22 protein-coding genes are annotated in these 24,405 nt (G+C 29.5%); 3 read left to right on the forward strand and 19 right to left on the reverse strand.

The features are described from left to right. Positions 1 to 198 precede the first annotated feature (198 nt). The 6 genes from MC378_RS13100 to htpG all read right to left on the reverse strand — a co-directional run bounded on the left by MC378_RS13100 (position 199) and on the right by htpG (position 6,356). Positions 199 to 1,023, reverse strand: a complete 825-nt coding sequence (locus MC378_RS13100) for a sterol desaturase family protein (protein ID WP_242179217.1) — start codon at positions 1,021 to 1,023, stop codon at positions 199 to 201. Between the two features lie 60 nt (positions 1,024 to 1,083). After that, positions 1,084 to 1,599, reverse strand: coding sequence for a GNAT family N-acetyltransferase (locus MC378_RS13105; RefSeq protein WP_242179218.1), 516 nt, complete (start codon positions 1,597 to 1,599; stop codon positions 1,084 to 1,086). Positions 1,600 to 1,686: 87 nt separating this feature from the next. Beyond that, positions 1,687 to 2,694 carry a transglutaminase domain-containing protein gene (locus MC378_RS13110; RefSeq protein WP_242179219.1) on the reverse strand — a complete coding sequence of 336 codons (1,008 nt, stop codon included), beginning with the start codon at positions 2,692 to 2,694 and terminating at the stop codon, positions 1,687 to 1,689. Between the two features lie 16 nt (positions 2,695 to 2,710). After that, positions 2,711 to 3,358, reverse strand: coding sequence for a carboxypeptidase-like regulatory domain-containing protein (locus tag MC378_RS13115; protein ID WP_242179220.1), 648 nt, complete (start codon positions 3,356 to 3,358; stop codon positions 2,711 to 2,713). Between the two features lie 139 nt (positions 3,359 to 3,497). Beyond that, entirely contained in the window at positions 3,498 to 4,301 is an 804-nt protein-coding gene (locus tag MC378_RS13120; RefSeq protein ID WP_242179221.1) for an SDR family oxidoreductase, read from the reverse strand. A 144-nt stretch (positions 4,302 to 4,445) separates the two neighbouring features. Further along, positions 4,446 to 6,356 carry a molecular chaperone HtpG gene (gene htpG, locus MC378_RS13125; protein ID WP_242179222.1) on the reverse strand — a complete coding sequence of 637 codons (1,911 nt, stop codon included), beginning with the start codon at positions 6,354 to 6,356 and terminating at the stop codon, positions 4,446 to 4,448. A 187-nt stretch (positions 6,357 to 6,543) separates the two neighbouring features. Between htpG and MC378_RS13130 the strand changes: the two genes are divergently transcribed. Further along, the gene (locus tag MC378_RS13130; RefSeq protein ID WP_242179223.1) at positions 6,544 to 7,551 is read left to right on the forward strand and encodes a 3-oxoacyl-ACP synthase III family protein; all 1,008 of its coding nucleotides are present in this window, start codon (positions 6,544 to 6,546) and stop codon (positions 7,549 to 7,551) included. A gap of 209 nt (positions 7,552 to 7,760) precedes the next feature. Next, positions 7,761 to 8,123, forward strand: a complete 363-nt coding sequence (locus tag MC378_RS13135) for a CoA-binding protein (protein ID WP_242179224.1) — start codon at positions 7,761 to 7,763, stop codon at positions 8,121 to 8,123. A gap of 161 nt (positions 8,124 to 8,284) precedes the next feature. Here the strand turns inward: MC378_RS13135 and MC378_RS13140 are convergent, their stop codons facing one another. From MC378_RS13140 to pyrR, 6 genes are read right to left on the reverse strand one after another with little or no spacing between them, the layout of a single operon-like run. Then, positions 8,285 to 9,058: a LuxR C-terminal-related transcriptional regulator gene (locus MC378_RS13140; RefSeq protein ID WP_242179225.1), complete on the reverse strand. Its 774-nt coding sequence runs from the start codon at positions 9,056 to 9,058 to the stop codon at positions 8,285 to 8,287. Positions 9,059 to 9,061: 3 nt separating this feature from the next. Then, positions 9,062 to 9,976 carry a ribonuclease Z gene (locus MC378_RS13145; RefSeq protein WP_242179226.1) on the reverse strand — a complete coding sequence of 305 codons (915 nt, stop codon included), beginning with the start codon at positions 9,974 to 9,976 and terminating at the stop codon, positions 9,062 to 9,064. Then, positions 9,973 to 10,293: a T9SS type A sorting domain-containing protein gene (locus MC378_RS13150; protein ID WP_242179227.1), complete on the reverse strand. Its 321-nt coding sequence runs from the start codon at positions 10,291 to 10,293 to the stop codon at positions 9,973 to 9,975. The genes MC378_RS13145 and MC378_RS13150 overlap by 4 nt, the downstream gene beginning before the upstream one ends. A 10-nt stretch (positions 10,294 to 10,303) precedes the next feature. Then, complete coding sequence (locus MC378_RS13155) at positions 10,304 to 10,636, reverse strand: hypothetical protein (RefSeq protein WP_242179228.1); 333 nt, start codon at positions 10,634 to 10,636, stop codon at positions 10,304 to 10,306. 4 nt (positions 10,637 to 10,640) lie between these two features. Beyond that, positions 10,641 to 11,570, reverse strand: a complete 930-nt coding sequence (locus tag MC378_RS13160; protein ID WP_242179229.1) for an aspartate carbamoyltransferase catalytic subunit — start codon at positions 11,568 to 11,570, stop codon at positions 10,641 to 10,643. 1 nt (position 11,571) lies between these two features. Next, positions 11,572 to 12,111, reverse strand: coding sequence for a bifunctional pyr operon transcriptional regulator/uracil phosphoribosyltransferase PyrR (gene pyrR / locus MC378_RS13165; RefSeq protein ID WP_242179230.1), 540 nt, complete (start codon positions 12,109 to 12,111; stop codon positions 11,572 to 11,574). A 189-nt stretch (positions 12,112 to 12,300) separates the two neighbouring features. Between pyrR and MC378_RS13170 the strand changes: the two genes are divergently transcribed. Next, positions 12,301 to 13,671 carry a tetratricopeptide repeat protein gene (locus MC378_RS13170; RefSeq protein WP_242179231.1) on the forward strand — a complete coding sequence of 457 codons (1,371 nt, stop codon included), beginning with the start codon at positions 12,301 to 12,303 and terminating at the stop codon, positions 13,669 to 13,671. A 26-nt stretch (positions 13,672 to 13,697) separates the two neighbouring features. Here MC378_RS13170 and MC378_RS13175 read toward each other — a convergent pair whose 3' ends face one another. The 7 genes from MC378_RS13175 to MC378_RS13205 form a co-directional block, all read right to left on the reverse strand. Beyond that, positions 13,698 to 14,648, reverse strand: a complete 951-nt coding sequence (locus MC378_RS13175) for an XdhC family protein (RefSeq protein WP_242179232.1) — start codon at positions 14,646 to 14,648, stop codon at positions 13,698 to 13,700. After that, positions 14,645 to 15,148 carry a hypothetical protein gene (locus MC378_RS13180; RefSeq protein ID WP_242179233.1) on the reverse strand — a complete coding sequence of 168 codons (504 nt, stop codon included), beginning with the start codon at positions 15,146 to 15,148 and terminating at the stop codon, positions 14,645 to 14,647. Before MC378_RS13180 ends, MC378_RS13175 begins: the two co-directional genes overlap by 4 nt. Further along, positions 15,138 to 17,390, reverse strand: a complete 2,253-nt coding sequence (locus MC378_RS13185; protein WP_242179234.1) for a xanthine dehydrogenase molybdopterin binding subunit — start codon at positions 17,388 to 17,390, stop codon at positions 15,138 to 15,140. The genes MC378_RS13180 and MC378_RS13185 overlap by 11 nt, the downstream gene beginning before the upstream one ends. Then, on the reverse strand, positions 17,387 to 18,790 hold the full coding sequence (locus MC378_RS13190) for an FAD binding domain-containing protein (protein WP_242179235.1): 1,404 nt from the start codon (positions 18,788 to 18,790) through the stop codon (positions 17,387 to 17,389). The genes MC378_RS13185 and MC378_RS13190 overlap by 4 nt, the downstream gene beginning before the upstream one ends. A gap of 105 nt (positions 18,791 to 18,895) precedes the next feature. After that, the gene (locus tag MC378_RS13195) at positions 18,896 to 19,597 is read right to left on the reverse strand and encodes a DUF4369 domain-containing protein (RefSeq protein ID WP_242179236.1); all 702 of its coding nucleotides are present in this window, start codon (positions 19,595 to 19,597) and stop codon (positions 18,896 to 18,898) included. Between the two features lie 40 nt (positions 19,598 to 19,637). Beyond that, complete coding sequence (locus tag MC378_RS13200; RefSeq protein WP_242179237.1) at positions 19,638 to 20,945, reverse strand: DUF819 family protein; 1,308 nt, start codon at positions 20,943 to 20,945, stop codon at positions 19,638 to 19,640. Between the two features lie 191 nt (positions 20,946 to 21,136). Further along, positions 21,137 to 24,280, reverse strand: coding sequence for a VPS10 domain-containing protein (locus MC378_RS13205; protein ID WP_242179238.1), 3,144 nt, complete (start codon positions 24,278 to 24,280; stop codon positions 21,137 to 21,139). Positions 24,281 to 24,405 lie beyond the last annotated feature (125 nt).

The raw sequence follows: 24,405 nt of genomic DNA on the forward strand, positions 1-24,405 counted from the left end.
ATCTTTTTAAAATTCTTTTCTGTTTCCAGATTTAGATTTTAGTTTCATAAGAAAAATAAATTATCTAATTTATTTGAAAACATTTCTGTTTCAAACACCTTGTTTTTAGCAATTTCTATTTTTACTTTTATGATTTTTGTACAAATTATCTTTCTAAAAAAATATTTTAATAAACGATTTGAATAATTTTGTAAAAGCTTATTTATCTGTTTTTAATATTATTTTTTTGTTAAAAGGGATGTTTAATTGATATACAATATCTTGATCTTTAGAAGCATCTACTAAATCTAACCCAAAAATCACTTTTTTAGGGTCGTCATAAGTTAATGTTCCAAACAATCGATCCCAAAAAGAAAAAATGTTTCCAAAATTGGTGTCTGTCCAAGGCATTTCAAAATGATGATGGAACTTGTGCATATTAGGAGTTACAAAAACAAAACTTAATATTTTGTCTAGCTTTTTAGGCATGTAAAAATTGGCATGCGTAAAATAAGCAAAAAATACAGTTGCCATTCTATAGAAAAGATAGTAGGCTAAAGGAATTCCAAAAAGAATTATAACTAATAAAGCAAAGACTTCTCTCATTAAATAGTCTCCTGGATGATGTCTAGTAGCGCTTGTAGCATCTACAGTAGTATCACTGTGATGTATCATGTGAAAACGCCACATAAACGGAACTTTATGTAATAAATAATGGACTAGATATTGTGCCGAAAAATCTAAAGCCAAAACGGCTATTAATAATTCTGCCCAAGTAGGTAAATCTATTAAGTATAAAAGTCCAAATTCATTTGTATTTAACCATGTAAAAATTCCTAAAGTTAAGACGCCAAACAGCAAGTTTATACTTAAATCCATTGCAAGAAAGACTAAGTTAACCCCAGCATGTTTCCATTTTTTATAATTAAATTTAACAAGTGGAATAATCAATTCTGCGATCCAATTTGCAGAAATACAGATAAATATCCATAATAATTTTTGCCACGAAGGCAACGTTTCAAAAAAGTTTAAAAAACTATCCATTAGTGAAAATTGTATTTAACAGATTGTAATATACAGATTTTTCAGCATTTTTTTTAAACTCTAAAATTCTAAATACATAATATGATTAGGGTTCGAATGTGTTTCAGAAATTTTAAAATCACTTTTACCAACTATTTTAAATCCGTTTTTTTTATAAAAATTGATTGCTTTTTCATTTTCTACCCAAACTTTTAACCAAATTCCTTTTTGGTTATTTTGTTTGCAAAGTGTTAGATTAAAATTGAATAATTCTTTACCTAGACCTAAGCCATAAAAATCCTCTAATAAGTATAATCTATTCATAAGAGTAATGTTTTTATGAGAGATATTGTCGTTTTCTGAATTAAAAACAATTTTAGAATATCCGGCTACTTTACCTTGATATTCTAAGATATAATATAAATTTTCTTTCTGTTTTAGTTCTTCTATAAAATTTCCTGCATTAAAGTTTTTAGAAATGTATTCTTCTATATCTTTTTTTGAAGCAGAATGACCGTGTGCTGGTAAAAAAGAAGCGACACTTAATTTCGATAAAAATGGAGCATCGGAAATTTTTGCTTTTTTTATTTTAAACATTGGTTTAAGTAAAAAATTATCAATATTATTCAAGAGTGCAAAACTAGTAAAAAAAATATTCTCATTTAAATTTAGGATACTTGCTTTTTAAGGTTTTATAACCTTTACATTGTAAGTAATAACGATCTCATTATTTAGTTTTAAATGAACATTATAAAACCCTTTTTTGTTAAATTTATTTGTAAACGAAATATTGCTTTTATCTTTTTTTAGATCATATATTTTATAATTTTTTTCTTCATTGCCATTAAAAAATATTAAAGCAACTTTACTTGATTTAATGTCCTTTAATGTTTTGAAACTAAAATTTATTTCTTCATTTTGAGTTGCTATAAAATCCATGGTTGTAGGATTTTTAGGAATTATTTTATACTTGTAAGCTTCACCATATAATAAAGGTGCACTAGTAAAATTTTTTGAAGTTATTTTTTCTGTTAGTAACCACTTCTTTTTTAAAGGAAAATGTTTTTTAGAAAAAAGAATAGGATCTGTTAAGAAATACCCATCATTATAATCATTTATAAACTTTCCTTTTTCATCTATATAACCACTAGACCAGGTAGCATCACATAAATACCATTTGTTATTTAATCTTACGGCATTCCAAGAATGATTTGCCATTTCTAAAGTATCTACGTTTGAAGAAATATTTTTGCCATATCCATCTATTATCTCGCATTCTATATTAGCAATTTTTGCCATTTCTTTAACTAAATAAGCATAGCCTGTACACATTGTTTTTTGATGTTTTAATAAGCTTTTAAACATCTTTTTATTATAATTTTTATTCCATTTTAAATATGTAGTGCTATCTTTTTTTAATTTTTTTCGTTGCTTTCTTACTTTTGTGTGCATTGTAAAATCACCTTTAATATTATTACAAATCCAAGTGTAAATTGCTCTAAATTTTTCTACATCAGTCATTAATTTAATGGTTAACTTATGTGTTAATAGTGGTAAGTTATAGAGATTTTCTCCTTCATTTAATGTGGCAATATTATCGGCTTTAACCAAGCTAATATTTTTAAAATCTGATATTTGAGAGTTTGCGTTTATGGATATAACGAAGATGAAAAGAAGTGTAAAAGATTTCATTATTAAGATTTCATTATTAAGATTTCTTTTTAGATTTATAAACTTTTTTTACTTCTACAGCCCCCATTAATACATAAGATTCATTTTTAAAATTGACATTAAGTGTAATGTTTTTATTGGAATGTTTACCGTCTATTGTAATTTTTTTAGTTTCAAAACCTAAATATGAAAAGATTAAAACATCATCTTTTTTTAAGACTATTGGGAATTTGAATCTTCCATCGAAGTCTGTTTGTGTTCCTTTGTTGGTTCCTTGTAATAGAATACTTACACCAGGTAGAGGACCAGATTCATCAGAAACAATTCCTTTTATAAAAAAATCTTTTTTGAGTTGTTTTATTTCTTTATTAGAGGATTTTTTTTGAGCTTGTAATGTGCCGAATGTAAAAAAACTAAAGAAAGCTAAACCAATTCCGCCAAAGAAACTTAACTTTCTTTTAGGTAGCTTTTGAGGGGGGCTACTTAGTTGATGTTTCATGAATTGTCCACAAGTATTATGGTTGTTCTTTTTAAAATAATTGACAATTTCATAAGTTGTCATTTTTGTAAAATCGATTACTTCTTTATTACAAGAATTACAAAAACCACCTTTTTGGGTTTTTTTAAAAGTTTCAAATTTTTCTGAACAAGGAGTTTTTACGGCTAAATTAAATTGATTTTTCATGATATGTTTTTTAAGGATGACATATCAAACCTATAAAGTAATTTTGAGTTTTAAAACCAGTAATGAGTAAGCTGGTCTGTTTGTTAAGTAAAGTTGTGTTTTTAATTAGTGTAAGAAATACGATGTTTAGCAAAGAGGATTATTTTTTACGGCCAGTAAATTCTTCCATAGTTTTATAAATCCCTAATACAGAGCCAGCAAACCAATCAAAAAAGTTAATAGACATCATTGCTTGTCCTATTTTAACAAATCGATACATATACCCAGGGATTGTGATCATTTTTTTGTTTTTCTCAATTGCTTTTATAATAGTAAGTGATGCTGCTTCTGGTTTTAGAATTGGTATTTTAGAATTAACTCCATCAAACATTCCTGTATTGATGTAATAAGGCATAATCGTGGTTATATTAATATTCTTTTTTAATAGTTTCATTTCTAAGCGTAAACTATCAGACCAACCAATTAAAGCCCATTTACTAGCTACATAAACAGACATTTTTGGATTTGAAATTAAGCCTCCAGAAGAGGCAATATTGCATATGTGTCCAGTATTTTTAGTTAGCATGTCTTTTAGAAATTCTTTAGTAATTAACATTGGAGCATTTGCGTTTATATCCATTGTTTTGGTAATTTCTGATGTTGTATGTTCATGAAAGTACTTTCCAATAATTATTCCTGCATTATTGATAAGAATGTCAATGCTACCAATTTCTTGTTTTACTTTTTTAGCAGTTTCTTTTATTTCTTTTGGGTTTGAAACATCTATTACATATCCAAAAATTTCTCCAAGGTTTTTATAGTCAAAAATGGTTGTGTCTATTCCTTTTTGGTTGATATCCCAAATAATAACTTTTGCTTTTCGTTCTAAAAGTAAACGAGTCATAATTTTACCTATGCCAGAGGCTCCGCCTGTAATTAAAACTGTTTTATCTTTTATTTGCATATATTGATTTTATGTTGTGTAGAATTATTCAATCCTAAAAGAATACATTAAAGAAACGAATTTAGTTGTTTTTTTGATAGCTTCTAATAAAAAACCTCTCTGAATTAACAGAGAGGTTTATATAAGTAACCTTTGGTATTACTACTATTTAATCAGTTCGTAAGAACGTTTGATAAAGTTTGTTAACTCTTCACCATGTAAAAGGTTTTGAGACAATTTAGCCAAATCAAAAGCTTGAGAAATTAAACGCTTTTGTTTCTTTTCTGTTTTAGTGTTTAAGATTTCTGAAACTAAAGGACTATTAGTGTTTACCACTAAATTATACATATCTGGGAAATTACCCATTCCCATCATTCCTCCACCACCAGATGCTTGCATTTCTTTCATTCTACGCATAAATTCTGGTACTGTAATTAAAAAAGGAGATGCACTAGAATCCATAGCTTCTAATTGAACAGTGTAGGTTTCTTTTGGAACAGCAGCTTCAATAATTGGCTTTAAGTTCTCTTTTTCTTCATCAGATAATTTAGAAATTACATTTTCGTCTTTCTTAATTAAATTGTCAATAAAATCTGCATCTACTCTTGCAAATTTTACTTTAGCATCACCACCTTCTAATTTCTGCATTAAATGAGAAATAATTGGCGAATCTAATAACAATACTTCATAGCCTTTTGCAGTTGCATCTTGTATGTAGCTATGTTGAGCTTCTTTGTTAGATGTGTATAAAATAACGTGATTTCCGTCTTTATCTGTTTGTGTATCTTTTGTTTTTTCAATCAATTCATCAAACGTAAAGTAAGTATCTGCAACTGTAGGATATAGTGCAAATTTCTTAGCTTTGTCGAAGAATTTGTCTTCAGACAACATTCCGTATTCGATAATTACTTTAATATCGTTCCATTTTGTTTCAAAATCGGCTCTATCTTTTTTAAATAAAGAAGCCAATTTATCACCCACTTTTTTAGTGATGTAACCAGAAATTTTCTTTACAGCTCCATCAGCTTGCAAATAAGAACGAGAAACGTTTAAAGGAATGTCTGGTGAGTCGATAACACCTTTTAACATTTGTAAAAAGTCAGGTACAATTCCCTCAACATTATCTGTTACAAAAACTTGGTTTTGATACAATTGGATTTTGTCCTTTTGCATATCCATGTTCTGTGTTAATTTAGGGAAGAATAAAATTCCTGTTAAATTAAAAGGATAGTCAACATTTAAATGAATGTGAAATAAAGATTCTTCAAATTGCATTGGATACAATTCTCTATAAAAATTGGTGTAATCTTCATCGTTTAAATCAGCAGGGGCTTTTGTCCATGCAGGATTTGTATTATTAATAATATTGTCAACTTCAATTTGTTTGTGAGGCTCTGTAGTCTCTTTACCGTCTTTATCTTTTGTTGTTTTTGGTGTAAAATTAGGATCGTTTACTTTTTTTGTTCCAAATTTAATTGGCACTTGGTTAAAACGATTGTATTTATTTAATAAACCACCAATTTTTTCTTCTTTTAAAAAGTCTAAAGAGTCTTCTGCAATATGTAAAACGATTTCTGTACCTCTATCAGATTTATCATGTTCTACTAATGTATATTCTGGCGAACCATCACAAGACCAATGAGCAGCAGGCTCGTCTTTAAATGATTTTGTAAATATATCTACTTTTTCTGCCACCATAAAAGCAGAGTAAAAACCTAAACCAAAATGACCAATAACACCAGTGTCATTTTTGTCATCTTTATATTTTTCTAAAAATTCTTCCGCGCCAGAAAATGCAATTTGGTTGATGTATTTTTCAACCTCATCCATCGTCATTCCTAAACCTTGATCTTTAATCGTTAACGTTTTTGCTTTTTCATCGATACTGATTTCAATTTTAGCATCACCTAATTCTGTTTTTGCTTCACCAATAGAAATAAGGTGTTTTAGCTTGGTGGTTGCATCTGTTCCGTTAGAAATAAGTTCACGTAAAAAGATTTCGTGATCAGAATACAAGAATTTTTTAATCAGAGGGAAAATATTTTCTACTGATACATTAATGTTTCCTTTTGCCATTTTTATATTTGTTTTGTTTAACTTTATTATTTAAAGTATAATTAATAGTCAAAAAAAATACCAAAAATAATTTTCTGACAAGATGACAGAAATATTTTTTTAAATAGCAAGTTTTTTATGTATTTTTAAAAATTACTATTTTTACAGGCTAAAAAATTGCAAATAACTAAAAAATCAATATATAATTATGTATAATTCAAAAATTAGTGGTTTAGGATATTATGTCCCAGAAAACGTTGTAACTAATAACGATTTAAAAGAATTCATGGATACTTCAGATGAATGGATTCAGGAAAGAACTGGGATAAAAGAAAGAAGATGGATTGATCCAAAAACTGGTGATACAACTGCTGTGATGGGGGCTAAGGCTTCTAGAATTGCAATTGAAAGAGCTGGTTTAACTAAAGATGATATTGATTTTATTGTATTTGCTACATTAAGTCCAGATATGTATTTTCCTGGATGTGGTGTCATGGTTCAAGAAATGTTAGATATGCCAACAATTGGGGCATTAGATGTCCGTAACCAATGTTCTGGTTTTATTTATGCGATGTCTGTTGCAGATCAATTTATAAAAACCGGAATGTATAAAAATATTTTAGTGATTGGCGCAGAAAATCATTCTGGTGGTTTAGATCGTTCTACAAGGGGTAGAGGTGTTACTGTAATTTTTGGAGATGGAGCAGGAGCAGCTGTGCTTTCTAGAAGTGAGGAAGCAGGAAAAGGAATTTTATCTACTCATTTACATTCGGAAGGTAAACATGCAAAAGAATTGGTGTTAGAAGGCCCCTCAACACAACGTTGGGTACCAGAAATTCTTGCTGAAAATAATCCAGATGATATTTCTTATTTTCCATATATGAATGGACAATTTGTTTTTAAACATGCTATTGGACGTTTTTCAGAAGCTATAGTAGAGGGATTACAAGCTAATAATTTAGAAAAAGATGATATAGACCTTTTAATTCCACATCAAGCTAATTTACGTATAGCACAGTTTATACAGAAAAAATTTAGATTGCCAGATGAAAAAGTATATAACAATATTATGAAATACGGAAACACTACAGCTGCTTCTGTAATTATTGCCTTAACAGAGGCTTGGGAAAAAGGAAAAGTAAAGGATAACGACCTGGTTGTTTTAGCTGCTTTTGGTAGTGGATTTACTTGGGGTTCTGTAGTTATTCGTTGGTAATTTTTACTTATGCAGATAAAATAAAGGTTCTGCATTGAGTAGAACCTTTATTTTATTGTTGAAAATGAATTTATAGAGATAAAATTTTTACAAATAATCGATCTTTTTTATTATTTGATTTAATATCTTTAGTAGATTATAAACTAAATTTTGGATTGTTTATATTTGTGTAAATACAGTGTGATACCATTTAACCTAAACTTAATAAAATGAAAAATGTAACATTAGTTATTGGTGCATCAACAAATCCTAATAGATATTCTAATATTGCTATAAAAAGATTGGTTGATAAAGATTTAAAAGTGGTGGCTCTAGGTGTAAAAAAAGGAACTGTTTTAGGAGTGGTTATTGATGATGAAAAAAAGAATTACAAAAATATAGATACTGTTACTTTGTATTTAAATCCTAAAAGACAAGAAGAGTATTATGACTATATTATTGGTTTAAAACCTAGACGAGTTATTTTTAATCCTGGTACAGAAAATACAGAGTTTGTAAAACGATTACAAGAAAATAAAATTGAAGCAGAAGTTGCTTGCACTTTAGTGCTGTTGAGTACAAATCAATATTAAAAAGTAAATTGAATTAGCAAGTTTAATTTCCCCCTCCATAATATTGTAGAATCTAATAAAATTTTTGTTATTTATCAGAAAAGCTAATCCAATTTACAATGCAGTAAAACTACCTTATATGCTAATTCTCTACAATACTCAATATGAGTAATTTTGTAAATTTAAATTAAACTTAAATTACTTTTGAAATAGTTAATTAACTCATAAGTTGAGTTTAAGTTTAATTTTTTTAAAATGTTTCTTCTATGTGTGTCTACAGTGTGTTTGCTGATATTTAGTGTTTTAGATATTTCTAAACTTGTTTTACTTCTAAGTAGTAAACGAATAATATCTCTTTCTCTATTGCTAATTACTTGTAATAAATTATCACTTGATATATTTTTATAGAACAGGGTTTCGTACTCATTTTTATCGTTTAAATACTTAGCAGAGGCACATACATCCATATTTATATCACCATTTAAAACCGTGTAATGTGCTAATCCTATAATAGGTTTCTGTTCTTTGTCAAACTGTAGTGGTGTTGTATTTTGAATAATAGAAATATACTTTCCTTTTGCATTTTTAATTCTATAGTTCCAAGTATAACTCATTCTTTTACGCTGTTCATCATCAAGTTCATTCATTGTAAATGACATTAAACTTTCTAAACAAGTTAACCAAGGTTTTACGACGTTTGGATGAAAAAGAGACCAAAAATAATTCATACCTCCATTTTTTAGTTCTTCTGGTGATAAACCTGTGCAAGCAGAAAAGTTTTTACTTACATATTCAAAACTTTGATTGGCTGTATTTGTAATGCAAAAAAAAGTAGCATTATAAGGATAGAAAAAATCAAATTCAATTAATTTTTTTATATGCTCTTTAATTTCTACTTGTGGGTAGGTTTTGAATATTTTATTATAAATGGAATTAATTTCTTTTACACCTACCATAAGTTATACTTTAAAAACTTTACCTGGTTCTGCTAATTCAGTATTCTCAAAAATTTCTTTGGCTTCTTTTTGAAACAAAGAAATATCTTTATACCTACCCGAATAATGCCCAACAACTAATTGCCCAACTTCAGCATCTTTAGCAATTTGTGCAGCCTGTTTAGAAGTAGAATGTTTTGTTTTTTTTGCTAAATCTTCTCTGTCTGCTAAAAAGGTAGCTTCATGGTACAATAAATTTACATTTTTAATAATAGGAATAATGTCTGGCTTGTAACTTGTATCACTACAAAAAGCATAGCTTAAAGCTTTCTTTGGGCTAATCGTTAATTCAGAATTAGGGACAATCTCTCCGGTAGGTAAAATAACATCTTTACCTGCTTTAATATTTAAATAGTCTGCTCTGTCTATTTCTACATAATTACTAATGTTATCCATATGTAATTTTCTTGCTTTCTCCTTTTCTGTAAATAAATAACCATTTGTATAAACACGATGATTTAATGGTATTGTCCTTACAGAAACTTTATCATCTTCAAAAATAAGTTCACTTTCTTTTGAAGATAATTCATGAAATATCATATTGAATTTAGCATGTGACTCTGAAACTTTAAGCATTTGAAGTGTCGCATTTTTAATGCCTTTTGGTCCATAGATATGCATTTCTTTTTCTCTACTTAGGATGCCATAGGTAGATAATAACCCTACCAAACCATAAAAATGATCTCCATGTAAATGAGAAATAAAAATATGATCAATTTTAGAAAAACCAACTTTATATTTTCTCATCTGACGTTGAGTACCTTCACCACAGTCTATTAAAAAATGCTGATTATTGATTTCTAGGTATTGTGAGGTTGGGAATGCGTTAACACGGGGAGTAGCAGAATGACAGCCTAGAATAGTTAGTTGTAAACTCATCTAATGACAAAACGTTTTGAGATCACTTTCTTTTTGTCTTGAATGCTATAAATATACATTCCTTTAGATAGATTTTCTTTGTAAAAAGGAATCGAATTTTTTCCTGTTTTGGTTTTGTACATTTTTTTAATAACGGTCTTACCTAAAACATTTTTTATACTTAAAATTATGGTAGAATTACTATTAGAATTAAAAGTGATTTTTGTAGAATTATTAAATGGATTTGGGGCTGCAGACAATTTATCAATTGATTTTTCTTGTGAAAATCCAATTGTTATAAAGAATAAAAGTAAAATAAAAAGTATTTTTTTTATCATTTATCTGTTTTTAAAACCCGAGTTCTCTTTCTATTGCTTCCATTTCTAATATATCTTCGGCTTCTTGTAAAGTAGGTACAATATTAAAAGTTTCTGGAAAATCATTAACATTTACCTTTGTATTTACAACTACAAAAGATGTACCATTTTCTTTTTTTTGAGCAGCAATATCCAAAAATAATAAAAAATCTTTGTTGGTAACGTTAATATCTTCAGAAATTTGAAGTATTAAATGTTCTTTTTCTAAAGCTTTTACTTCTTTTAAAAACGAATTATAGCAATTGGTAAATTGCTTTTCATCAAAAGAAATAAGTGTGTAATTGGATTTTTTGTCAATTTGCATTTTGTTATCTTTTTATTTGTTGCGCCAATAAATAAATAACAGCCATTCTAACGGCAACTCCATTTTCTACTTGATTTAATATAATTGATTCGTTAGAGTCTGCAACATCACTTGTAATTTCTACTCCACGATTTATTGGACCTGGATGCATGATAACTATTTTCTTGCCAAGGTTGTCTAAAATCTCTTTATTAATTCCAAAAAGCTGTGTGTACTCTCTTGTTGATGGAAAATATTTAATATCCATTCTCTCGTGTTGTACGCGCAAAACATTAGCAACATCACACCATTCTAATGCTTTTTTTAAGTTTGTTTCTACTGTAACACCTAGACTAGAAATGTATTTAGGAATTAAAGTTGTTGGTCCGCATACTTTAACGGTTGCTCCTTGTAATTGTAGCGCAAATATGTTTGATAAGGCAACTCTAGAATGTAAAACATCACCAACTATAAGTATTTTTTTTCCTTTTACAGAGCCCAATTTTTCTCTAATTGAATACGAATCTAATAAGGCTTGTGTTGGATGTTCATGGGTTCCGTCTCCAGCATTTATAATTTTGGCATCTACATGTTTAGATAAGAAAACACCAGCACCAACATTAGGATGACGCATTACAACAATATCTACTTTCATTGATAAAATATTGTTAACGGTATCGATTAATGTTTCTCCTTTTTTTACGGATGATTGACTAGCAGAAAAGTTAATGACATCTGCTGATAATCTTTTCTCGGCAAGTTCAAAACTTAATTTTGTTCTTGTGCTGTTTTCAAAAAATAAGTTGGCAATTGTAATATCTCTTAAAGAAGGAACTTTTTTGATAGGTCTGTTTATAACTTCTTTAAAATGATCTGCAGTTTTAAAAATGACATCAATATCATTTGCTTTAAGATATTTTATTCCTAATAAATGTTCTACACTTAGTTCTGACATATTACTTTTGTTCAATATAAACTGCGTCTTTATTATTTGTTTCTTTCCAAGTTACCAAAACTTTTTCTTTATTTATAGCATCTACTTGTCTTCCCCTATAGTTGGGTTGTATTGGTAAATGCCTACTAAAACGTCTATCTATTAAGACTAACAATTCAATATTTGTTGGTCTTCCATAAGACTGAATTGCTGTTAATGCAGCTCTAATACTTCTGCCAGAAAATAAAACATCATCTATAATTACAACTTTTTTATCTTCGATTAAAAAATTAATATCGGTTGTAGCTGCAGCTAGGGGAGTGTCTTTTCTGCGAAAATCATCTCGATAAAATGTTATATCTAAAAGACCTAATTCTAGGTTTTTAATGTGATATTCTTCTTTTAATAAATTAGCTAATCTGTTGGCTAAAAAAGAACCCCTAGGCTGTAATCCAATTAAGACGGTATTAGAAAAATCATTGTGGTTTTCAATTAGCTGACACGCTAATCGATGCAGAATTATTTCAATATCTTTAGAGTTAAGTAAGGTTTTTCTGCTCATAAGAAACCTATCAAATTAGCTTGATAGTTATTGAAAATCAAAATTAATGTAAATAAACGTATGTGCAAAATTTATGTGAACTAAATGTACTATTGGTTGTTAATTAAATTGTTGAAAAGAAATCAATAGAATTTAAAAGTGGTATAAGAGTTGTAGTACCTTTATTTTAATAATTCAAATCTCATAGTTATGTCTCTATTAAAGTTTGAATCCATGCTCAAAACCAACAGTATTTATTTCTTTGATTTGGTTGAGTTTGAGGAAATCATCATACATTATCTAGAAGTTGGTAAACATTCACTTGCTAAAAAAGCAGTGAAATTAGGTTTAGAACAACACCCTACCTCTGTAGATTTAAAACTCTTACAGGTAGAGCTTTATGTTTTTGAAAATGAGTTAGATAAAGCATCTCTTTTGTTAAAGATAATTGAACGTTTAGAACCTAATAACGACGAAATATTTATTCAAAAAGCAACTATAAGTTCTAAAAAAGGAATGCATTTAGAAGCTATTGAAGATTTGAAAAAAGCACTTTCTTTTACAGATGATAAAGTAGATATTTGGTCTTTATTAGGAATGGAATATTTGTATTTAGACGATTTTAAAAATGCCCGTTTAAGTTTTGTAAAATGTATAAATGTAGATTTTGAAGATTATTCTGCACTTTACAATATTGTGTATTGTTACGATATGAGTAAAGAACATGAGCAAGCTGTTAAATATTTAAATTCTTATATAAATAAAAATCCGTATTGTGAAGTTGCGTGGCATCAATTAGGAAGACAGTATTTTATTTTAGAAATGTTTAATGAAGCATTAACTTCATTTGATTATGCTGTTTTAATTGACGAATCTTTTATTGGTGGATATTTGGAGAAAGCGAAAACTTTAGAAGAATTAGCGCGCTATCAAGAAGCTATCGACAATTATTTAATAACCTTAGAATTAGATGATCCAACTGCATTTGCTTATGTAAGAATTGGAGAATGCTTTGAAAAATTAGACAAATTTGAAGCAGCAATTTCGTATTATAAAAAAGCTGTACATGAAGATCCTTTGTTAGATAGAGGTTGGATTTTATTAACCAATTTATATTATGACCAAGAAGACTATCAAAAAGCAGCTTATTATATTTCTAAAGCCTTAAAAATAGATGAAAGTAATTTTGTATACTGGAAAAGGTATGCCGAAATAAATTTAAAACTCAATTTTTTCGAAGAAGCCGTTTCGGGTTTTCAAAAATGTTTGTCTTTAAATAATGATTCTTTAGATATCTATATAGGCTTAACTGATATTTTATCTTTTTTAGGAGAATTTAATGATGCTTTAAAAATTTTGTTAAAAGCGCAGAAAACTTACAAAACTACTGCAGAGGTAGAATATAGATTAGCAGGTTTGTTTTTTATTCTTAATAAAGAAAAATATGGGTTTAATCATTTAATATCGGCAATGGAATTAGATTATGATTATCATACAATTTTAAATGAAATTTATCCATCTGTTTTTGATAATCTTAAAGTGAGAAAATTATTAAATAATTATAAAAAGGCAATGGAATAAGCTTTTTAATACCTACTAAAAAAATATTAGTTTTTAGAATTTTTATATTTAATAATTTGAGCAGCAATACTTACTGCAATTTCTTGGGTAGTTTCACTTTTAATAGGAAGTCCTATTGGTGCATTTACCTTACTTAATTCTTCTAAAGTAAAACCTTCTGCTATTAAAACTTCCCACATTGTTTTTAATTTTGCTTTACTACCTAAAACACCAATAAAATGATGTTTTTTTCTAAGTAACTTGCTTAAAACCAATTTGTCATCCGTGTATTTGTTGGTCATTATTGCTATATAACTTGAACTTCCTTCATCAATATAATTATTGATTTCATGATAATTAATTACCAGTTTTTTATGTGCAAAATTGTTGTTTTCTAAGGTGTTTAAGTTTTCTCTATTGTCTATAACCACAATATAAAATCCTAGTTTTGCAAGAAGTTCAGAAACAGCAACGCCCACATGTCCGCCACCAACAATATATAGTGTTTCTTTGAATCCTATTTGTTCTTCAAAAAACCAATTTTCAAGAGTATATATTTGATAATTAAATTGATTTTCTACGAGCTTATTAGAAAAAGAGAAAGAATTTTGTGTAAAACTTAAAGTTCCTTTTTTACCATTGTTGATACAGTGAATGATGTCTTTAATCTGTGAAAGATCATTTTTATCTAGGTAATGAAATGCAACAGTTTGTTCTCCAGAGCAAATCATTCCAGAACCATTTTCTATATTACCTCTATGAACTTGTTTTTTTATAAATATAGATGTTTTTTTATCTAGTAAAAGTTGTTTTGCTTCTTCTACCAAAGAGAACTCCATAACGCCTCCACCAATAGAACCAAAGATAAATCCGTCTTGAGCTACCATCATTTTAAAACCTTTTCTACCAGGAGAGCTTCCCAAGTTTTCAATAACGGTTAATATATAAACAGCTTTGTTTTCTTGAAGTTTTGTTGCAATATGTTGCCAAATAATCATTGAAAAATAGTTTCACTTAATGCATAATAAATAGCCATTATTGCAGAAAAAATAGCACTTGCTAAAAAACGCCAATTGAGTTTTATATTATTTTGTATCATATAATTTGCAGCAAATGAAATAGGAATATTCACCAAAAAAGATAAAAAAGCTATTTGAAACAAATTAAAATTGATATCAGTATAATTACCAGAAAATAATTTGATAAAAGCCAAATGTCTAAAAATCCAAATAGGATTAAAATACGCTATTGCCAAACTTGTTTTAGACAAGATTTTTTTGATTCCTGATAGTTTTTTTGTTTTGAGATCAATCCAAGTAAAATAATTGGGGATTTCAAAAGCATAAATTGTTGCTCCAATAAACATCATCCCTAATAATCTATAGATAGAAAATTCATCTAATAAAAAGGCAGCAATACTATCTCCAGCACTATAAATTATAGCGCCTTTTAAGATGTTTTGTTTTGTAAATTGAAGTTTGATAGTTTTATTTTTCATACAAACTCATCAACACTTTTTCTGGAGTAAAAGGTGCGTGAAATTTTAATTTATAATTAGGATTAAAGGCTTTTACGGCATGTTGAATTGCAAAATATGCCCCAATTCCATACATTAATGGAGGTTCTCCTACAGCTTTTGATTTTTGAATAGCCATTTCATTTCCATCTGTTTCTAAAGGAATGGTTACTATGGTTTTTGGTGATGAAAATACATCAGGAACTTTATAGGTAGACAGCGCATTTGATAATAATCTTCCGTCTTTATTGTAAGCGATTTCTTCTAAGGTCATCCAACCAATTCCTTGTGCTAAAGCACCTTCAACTTGCCCAATATCAATTCCAAGATTCATAGATTTTCCAAAATCATGTACAATTTTTACACTGTCAATTTCATAGTTACCACGCAAACAATCTAATGTAACTGTTGTAATTGCAGTTCCGTAAACATGATATGCAAAAGGATGACCTTTTTCTTTGCTTTTATCGAAATCAATAATTGGTGTAGCATAATGTGCATTTTCACTCAATGCAATTCTTTCTAACATTGCCTGTGTAATTAAAATTTCCCAAGAAAGAGAAGATTTTTTAGTGTCAATAAAAACAAAATTATCTTTAAAATGGATGTTTTTTTCATCCGAGGATAGCATTTTAGCAGCTACTTTCGTTAATCTTTCTATTAGAGAATTACATGCCATTTCAACTGCTTTTCCGTTTAAATCTGCAGTAGAACTTGCTGCAGAAGGAGAGGTGTTAGCAACACGAGTTGTGTTTGTAGTTTCTAGTTTTACTTTATCTGCAGAAATTCCTAAAATATCTTGAGCAACTTGTAGCATTTTTGTATTTACACTTTGTCCCATTTCTACAGCGCCAGTTGAAACTCCAACACTTCCATCTTGATAAATATGAATTAGTGCTCTTGCATGATTCATTGGAGTGTTTGTAAAAGAAATTCCAAATGTAATAGGCATTAAAGAAATTCCTTTTTTATACAATTGATTTTCTTTATTGAAATCTTCAATTTCCTTTTCAAGCTTTTCTAATTCAAACTTTTCTTTGGCAGAAAACCAAGATTTTTTTGCTTGTACTTCGGTAGCAATTTGTCCGTAAGAAAATTCATCATTTTCATTTAATAAGTTGGCTTCTTGAATTTCTTTTTTATCAACCCCAATTTTATCTGCAGCTTTAGCAATAGCACTTTCTATAACAAACATTCCTTGTGGTCCACCAAAACCACGAAAAGCAGTATTTGGAGGTAAATTGGTTTTACAACTATAAACGGTTGTTTTTACATTCGGAATAAAATAACTATTGGTTGCATGAAACAAAGTTCGTTCTGCAATAGCAGGAGATAAATCTGCAGCAGCTCCTGAGTTTTGTAAAAACTCTGCTTCAAATGCTTTGATTTTTAAATCTTTGGTTAATCCTATTTTAAAGAAAGATGAATAGGGATGACGTTTTCCTGTCATTCGTAAATCATCATGACGATTTAATACGAATTTTACAGGTTTATTTAAATATTGTACAGCAACTGCGGCCATAACCGCCCAAGGTGTAGCTTGGTCTTCTTTACCACCAAAACCACCACCTAGACGTATGACATCAACTTCTATTTTATGCATAGGAATCCCTAAAACTTTGGCAGCTGTTTTTTGCACTTGAGTAGGACCTTGCGTTGAAGAAATTATTTTAATACTTCCATTTTCTTGAGGAATCACATAACAACCTTGGGTTTCTATATACAAATGTTCTTGCCCGTTAGAAAAGGTTTCTCCTTCTAAAACATATTTGCAATCTTTAAATGTATCTGATGTATTTCCAAGAGAAAAAGATCGAGGAGCGTTTATAAAACTTCCTTTTTCTTTGGCTTCTTTGGCAGTTGTTATAACAGGTAATTCTTCTATTTTTATGGTAATTAAAGCTCTTGCTTTTTTTGCAATTGCTTCAGTTTTGGCTACAATAAAGGCTATAGGTTGTCCCCAAAAATGCACTTCATTTTCAGCCCATAAGGGTTCATCAGGGATGATACCTCCAATTTGATTTTCTCCTAATACATCTTTATAGGTAAATATTTTTTCTACTCCTTCTAATGCTTCAGCTTTTGTATAATCTACTGAAATAATTTTTCCGTGTGCTTTTGGTGAATCAAAACACAAACCAAATAAAGCATCTTGTCTGATCATTAAATCATCTACAAAAAGAGATTCGCCACGAACATGTGTAAAGCTATCTATATTTTTCATGAAGCGATTAATTTTTGAGGTTGAATTTTATTTGGAAATAATTTGATGAAATGCGCAAAAAATAATTGTTTTGCTAATAAACGTTTGTATTCAGAAGTTCCTCTAACATCACTTATTGGTGAGATTTCTGATTGTAAAATTGTTTCAGCTTCTTTTATAACGTCAGAATTGAGGGGTTTTCCAATTAAAAATTGATTTGTTTTGTATAAGTATTTTGGAATAGCTGCAACACCACCAACCGAAAAATGAGCATCTGTTATCGTATTGTTTTCTGTTGATATTCTTCCGGCAGCATTTACACTTGCAATGTCTAAATGTGTTCGCTTGCTTACTTTTTCGAAGTTAAAAGAAGCCTCTTTGTTAAGTTTAGAAAAAGAAATGGATTTTAAAATTTCATCTTTTTGTAAGTCGTATTTTTTATAGTTTTGATGAAATTCTTGAAAGGGGATTTCTCTTTCAGAACCATTTGAATGTTGAATTCTAAGTGTTGCATTCAGTGCTAAAAAGAATATTGACATGTCTCCAATTGGAGAGGCATTTACAAAGTTGCCTCCAAGAGTTCCCATATTTCTTATTTGCTCTGAAGAAATAAGTTTTATAAAGGATTTTAAATGAGGGATATTATTTTTTAACGCTGTATTTTCTAACAGTTCGGTAACAGTTGTGTTTACACCAATGCTGAAAAAATCATTTTCAAAATGAATTCCTTTTAAAGCTGATGCGTCTACTAACAAATGTAGATCTTCCTCTGCCATTTTATCTGCATGACGAACATAAACATCGGTACCATTGGCAACTTTTATTCCGGTTTTTTCAAAAACTTTAGGCTGTAAGTTTTTTAATTTTTCAGGAATAGTTTTAAAATAATTTGGAATAAAGCCTTCATCAATCAACCATTCAATTTGGTGATTATTATCCTTTTTTTGTAGTTTTTCTTCAATTTCAAATCCTGCTTTTTCTATTGACTTATAACCGGTACATCTACAAATGTTTCCGCTAATGGCATCATTACAAGAGTTTAAAGTTTTGTTGTTTTCTAAAGCATAACCTGTCATAGAAACTACAAATCCGGGTGTACAAAAACCACATTGGGTTGCAAAGTTATTTGCCATTGCACTTTGTACTTTATTAAGTTCTTTTGGAAGATTAACGCCTTCTATTGTAACTATGTGTTTGCCATTGGCATTTCCTAAGGGAGATATACAAGAAGTTATACTTTGATAGGAAATGGAATCATTTTTTAATGTTCCAACTAAAACTGTACATGCACCACAATCGCCTTCGCGACAACCAATTTTTGTGCCTTTTAATTGTTGGTGTTCTCTAATGAAATCTAGTAATGTAATACCTGATTTTACAGAGGTTTTTATAATTTTATTATTGAGTATAAATTGTATCATAAGCAAAGTACAAGATACAAAAAAAGTGTTGTTTTTATAAAAAATCATGCAAACAAAAAAAGATTGCCTAGGCAATCTTTTTTTGTTTTGTGTAAAGAGAGAAAATTATTTCTTCTCACTTTCTTTAATTTCCGAAATATATTTTTGTAATTCTTTACCGTAAACAGAATTTTTTACTTTTTCTGAAAGAGAACTATTTATAGTGTCTAACATTTTTAAACTGGCAGTATTTAATGTTAACGCAATATAAGCAGAAGCTTCGCTTTCTGGGTTTGTCATAGCATAATTAGTAGCAAAAAGAACTCTTCTTCTTTCAAGTTTTTGAAAATCTATTGCTAGTTGCTTTATTAGTTCTTGATTGTTTTCTTTTCTAGCGTCAAAATCTTTTTTGATAAAATCTAAACGTAGATTTTGAAACTTCTTATCAATGTTAGTGTATTTATCAAATATTTCTTGATTTTTAGAACCAGAAATTTCTGGGTTAAAACCAAATTGATCTATATTATCATTAATCGTTATGATTCCTTTTTCACCAAAAAATAAAATTCTTTTATCAGTTGTGTTTCCATCAAAAGTTAAAAAATATAAAACAGGAGAATCTACATTGTCTGTTAATTTGAATTTTTCACTCCCTAATATTGCAACAGAATCTATAGAAACTAAAGCCGAATCCTGCATTTTTTGCAGATAGAGAGTTCCTTTTTTTAATCCTTTAATTGTCCCTTGAACAATCATATTTCCTTCTTTTTTAGAATTGCATGCAACTACTAAAATGGATAATGCTAGTATAGCAATAATTTTCTTCATGTAAATTAAAATTTTTGAATGCAAATATGCTGATTTTTATTTAAACTGTTGCCGATAATTCCATTAAAATAGTACATAAAATTGCACCTACAGTTCCAATAGCATAACCAAAAACAGCTAATAAAACTCCCACAGTAGCTAATGATGGATGAAATGCTTGTGCTACAATTGGGGCAGAAGCTGCACCGCCAACATTTGCTTGACTACCAACAGCTAAAAAGAAATAAGGAGCCTTGATTAATTTGGCAACTAAGATTAATAGTCCTGCATGAATTGTCATCCAAACAAGACCAATTACAATTAAACCTAAATTGTCAAAAATCATTGCTAAATCCATTTTCATACCAATTGTTGCTACTAGAATGTAAATAAAAACACTACCAATTTTACTGGCACCAGCCCCTTCATAATTTTTAGCTTTTGTAAAAGATAAAATAATTGCAATTATGGTTGAAATACTAATCAACCAAAAGAATCCTGAGCCTAAAAAAGTAAAGATATTTCTCCATGTGTCTGATTCTATTCCAGCAACTAAACCCTTAAAAAAAGAACTTAAAAAAGTAGAAGCAAAATGTCCAAAACCAACGGTACCAAATGCTATTGCAAGCATGATCATTAAATCGGTTAATGAAGGATTTCTTTTAGTTTTTTTAGCAAAGGCAGAAACTTTTTCTTTTAACTCTTCAATAGCAGAAGTATCTGCACCAAGCCACTTATCAATTTTATCTTTTTTACCAATTCCTATTAATAAAATAGCCATCCAAATATTGGCAACAACAATGTCAACAAAAACCATTCCTCCGTACTTAGCGGGATTGTATTTGTAAATTTCTAACATGGCTGTTTGGTTTGCACCACCACCTATCCAACTTCCTGCCAATGTAGAAAGCCCTCTCCAAACGGCATCAAAATCTGCACCACCAACTGTTTCTGGAGAAAATATAGAAATTAATAAAATAGCAATAGGACCACCAATTACAATACCAATAGTACCAGTAAAAAACATGATTAATGCTTTAGATCCTAAGTTGAAAATGGCTTTTAAGTCTATACTTAACGTCATTAAAACTAATGAAGCAGGCAATAAAAATCTACTTGAAACATAATAAAGTTGAGACTCACCTTGTAGAACTTCTCCTACAGAATTTATTGTTTCCCATTTTGGTGATATAATTCCTGCTGTTGTAAAAATTGCAGGAATAAAGTATGCCATGAATAAACCGGGTACTATTTTGTAAAATTTTGGCCAAAAACCAGATTTAATACTTTCTGTATAAAATACAAATCCTAAAGAAATCATTAATAAGCCAAAAATGATGGCATCGTTTGTAAATATTGGTTCTGTCATTATTTGTTTTTTTTGTATTCGATATTTAATATCATCCCTGATTGTAATTTAAAGGGGCAATTAGGTAATTTTATTAAAAATATCTTTTTGTTTCGTTTTTAAAATATTTCACTAAATGCATAGATACTTCAATTTTATGAAATAAGATAATTAACATTTAATTCATCATAGAATAAATTAACGGATTAATTTTAATTGCTAGAATAAATTTTAATTTCTTTAAATGGTGAAATGTTGATATTCTCTGTCATCGATTTATAATGAATCCAATCTTTATTAAAGAATAGGTTTGTTTTTAAAATTGCTTTTTTAAATTCTTCTTTAAATTGATCCATTAATATAGTTTCTGTCTTGGTTTGTTCTCCAAAACGAGAGCGGATATAACTGCTTGCTTGTCTAAAACGTTGGTTAACGCTAACCTCTGGGTTTCTTGTTATTCCTTGTCTTTTATCAATCTTTCCTAAATAAATGGCAACTAAACCATCGATTTTTTTTATAATTTCTGAAGATGATTTTATTTGAGTTTTGTATGTTTTCTTGTTTTCTTTACTTAATTGAGATTTTATTAATGTAGCCGTATTTTTACTTTCAATCAATTGTTTTACAATATTTGCAATTTTCTCTTGATCTTTTTCTAATTCTTTACTTGCATTGTATTTCTGATTGATAGCTTCTTTAGAAATTTGTAACCTAGGGTCAAATTCTACTTTTATATTTTGCTCAGAAACTGCATCTCCAAAAGTCATTTTTAACTGATAAGTTCCTGGTTTTACAGAAACACCACTTGGTTCTCTTTTAGGTTTTCTAATTGTTCTTGAAGCTCTATCAACTCCTTTTTCTCTTAAAAACCAAGTGGTTTTATGAATGCCATTTTCTTTTGGAGCTTTCATTTTTAGTGTTCTTATCTTTCGAGATCCGTCAAAAATTTCTAATTGAATAGAATCGTATTTGATTTTACTTTCTTTTGGTTTATTTATGTAATAAGAAATAATTGCACCTCTTTTTCTATTTTCTCCTTGGTAAATTGCATCTGCACCAAATCTACTTCCTGTTGGCTGTTGCGTTGCAGCTTGATAGGCTGTTGGAGGAGCAAATAACTCTAATTTTTTGGAAGTTACCTCGGTTCCATTTGCAATTGCTCTTAAAGGTCGAATGTCATCTAAAACCCAAGCGGCTCTTCCAAAAGTTCCAATAATTAAATCATTTTCTCTTGGGTGAATTACCAAATCTTTTACGGGAACTGTTGGGAAACCTACGGTCCATTTTGTCCATTTGTTACCTGCATCAACAGAAATATATAAACCATCATCAGTTCCTAAAAATAATAAGTTTGCATTTTCTGGATCTTCAATAATACTTAGTGTATAACTCTCTACATCATTTTCATCGACAATGCGTTCCCAAGATTTTCCGTAATTTTTGGTTCTATATGCATAAGGTGTGTAATTAAAGCATCTATAATCATTTGCAATTAAAAGTGCTTCACCTTTATTTTTGTTGGATGCTTTTATCTGTGTAATCCAACTATTTTTAGGTAATCCTCTGATGTTTTTTGCAACATTTGTCCAAGTTTTTCCTCCGTTTTTTGTGATGTGAACCTGACCATCATCAGTGGCAGCCCATAAAACATCTTTTTGTAAAAGAGAGGGTTCAATAACTAAAATGGTACAATGATTTTCTGCACCCGTTGCATCCATGGTTAAACCCCCACTTTCTGCTTGTCTTAATTTTTCTGGATTATTGGTTGATAAATCTGGCGAAATTACTGCCCAAGTTAATCCCTTATCTGTTGATTTATGTACAAACTGACTTCCAAAATAAAGAGTAGAATTATCAAAAGGGTCTATGTTTATGGCAGCATTCCAGTTAAAACGTAGGGTTACATTTGGATCTTTATGTGTTGGTTTTACGGAGTAATTATTTCCTGTTAAATAGTCGAACCTAGAAACAGATCCTTGTTGACTCATAGTCCATCCATAGCGAGAATTGTCTTTGTCGGGTACCACATCAAAACCATCACCAAAACTAATTTCTTGCCAATAAGAATTTCTAATTCCTTGTGCTTTCCAAACATATGCAGGACCTCTCCAAGAACCGTTATCTTGCATGCCTCCGTATACGTTATAAGGATATTCATTATCTACATTTATGTGATAAAATTGTGCTACAGGAATATTGCCAATAAAACGCCATGTTTTACCACCATCTTTAGTGATGTTTAATCCTCCATCATTTCCATCAATCATAAATTTACCATTACTAGGAAGAATCCACCAAGCATGATGATCTGGATGAATACCATTGTTAGCACCATAAGCAGGCATTAATTGTTTGAAAGATTTTCCTCCATCTTGAGAAACATTTATATAGGTAAAAACAGTGTAAAGTCTATTTTCATTTTGTGGATCTACATAAATTTCTGAATAATAAAAAGGTCGATTCCCAATACCTGGTTTATCATTTATTTTTTTCCATTTAAAGCCACCGTCTTCACTTTTGTATAAGGCATTCTTTTTGGCTTCTACTAAAGCATAAATGATATCTGGATTATTTGGTGCAATTGCAACACCAATTCTTCCTAATTCTCCTTTTGGTAAACCTTCTTTTTCTGTAGTTTGTTTCCAGTTTTCTCCACCATCATGTGTAATGTATAGCCCACTTCCTTTTCCTCCCGATTTAAAAAACCAAGGATCTCGTTTGTGTTCCCACATGGTAGCTATTAGTTTATTTGGATTTTTAGGATCCATAATTAAATCTGCAGCTCCTGATCTTATATTTGTAAACAGAATTTGTTTCCAAGTTTTTCCGCCGTCTGTAGTTTTATAAACTCCACGTTCTTTGTGTTCTCCCCATGGAGAACCAATTGCGCCAACATAAACAGTGTTAGGGTCTGTTGGGTCTATTATGATTCTATGAATATGTCTAGTTTTTTCTAGTCCCATACTTTTCCAAGTCTTTCCTGCGTCTAAAGATTTATAAATTCCAAAGCCACCATTTAAGCTATTTCTTGGGTTTCCTTCTCCTGTTCCTGCCCAAATTACACTAGGGTTAGACTGTTGAATGTCTATAGCTCCTATAGAAGCTGTCAATTCTTTTTCGAAAATTGGCTCCCATTTGATCCCTCCAGAAGTAGATTTCCAGATTCCTCCAGAAGCAGTTCCTACATATATTATTTCTGGGTTAGATGTAACAACATCTACAGCAGTAATACGTCCAGACATTCCTCCAGGACCAATATTTCTAGGTTTCATGTTTTTAACTAAATCCATAGAAAACTCTTGAGAAAAGAGTAGGGTAGTTGCGCCTAAAAAAAGTAGTGTGAATAATTTTTTCATAATTAGGTGGTTTGTTAATTTTGGTAAATGGGAACAATATACAAAATAGAAAACGCTCAATAAAAATTGAACGTTTTTTAACAGTTAGAAATGTTTTGTCTAATGAAAAATAAATTTAGTAATAT

The organism is Polaribacter marinus (assembly GCF_022662535.1).
In the GTDB taxonomy this organism is placed as follows: Bacteria; Bacteroidota; Bacteroidia; order Flavobacteriales; family Flavobacteriaceae; genus Polaribacter; species Polaribacter marinus.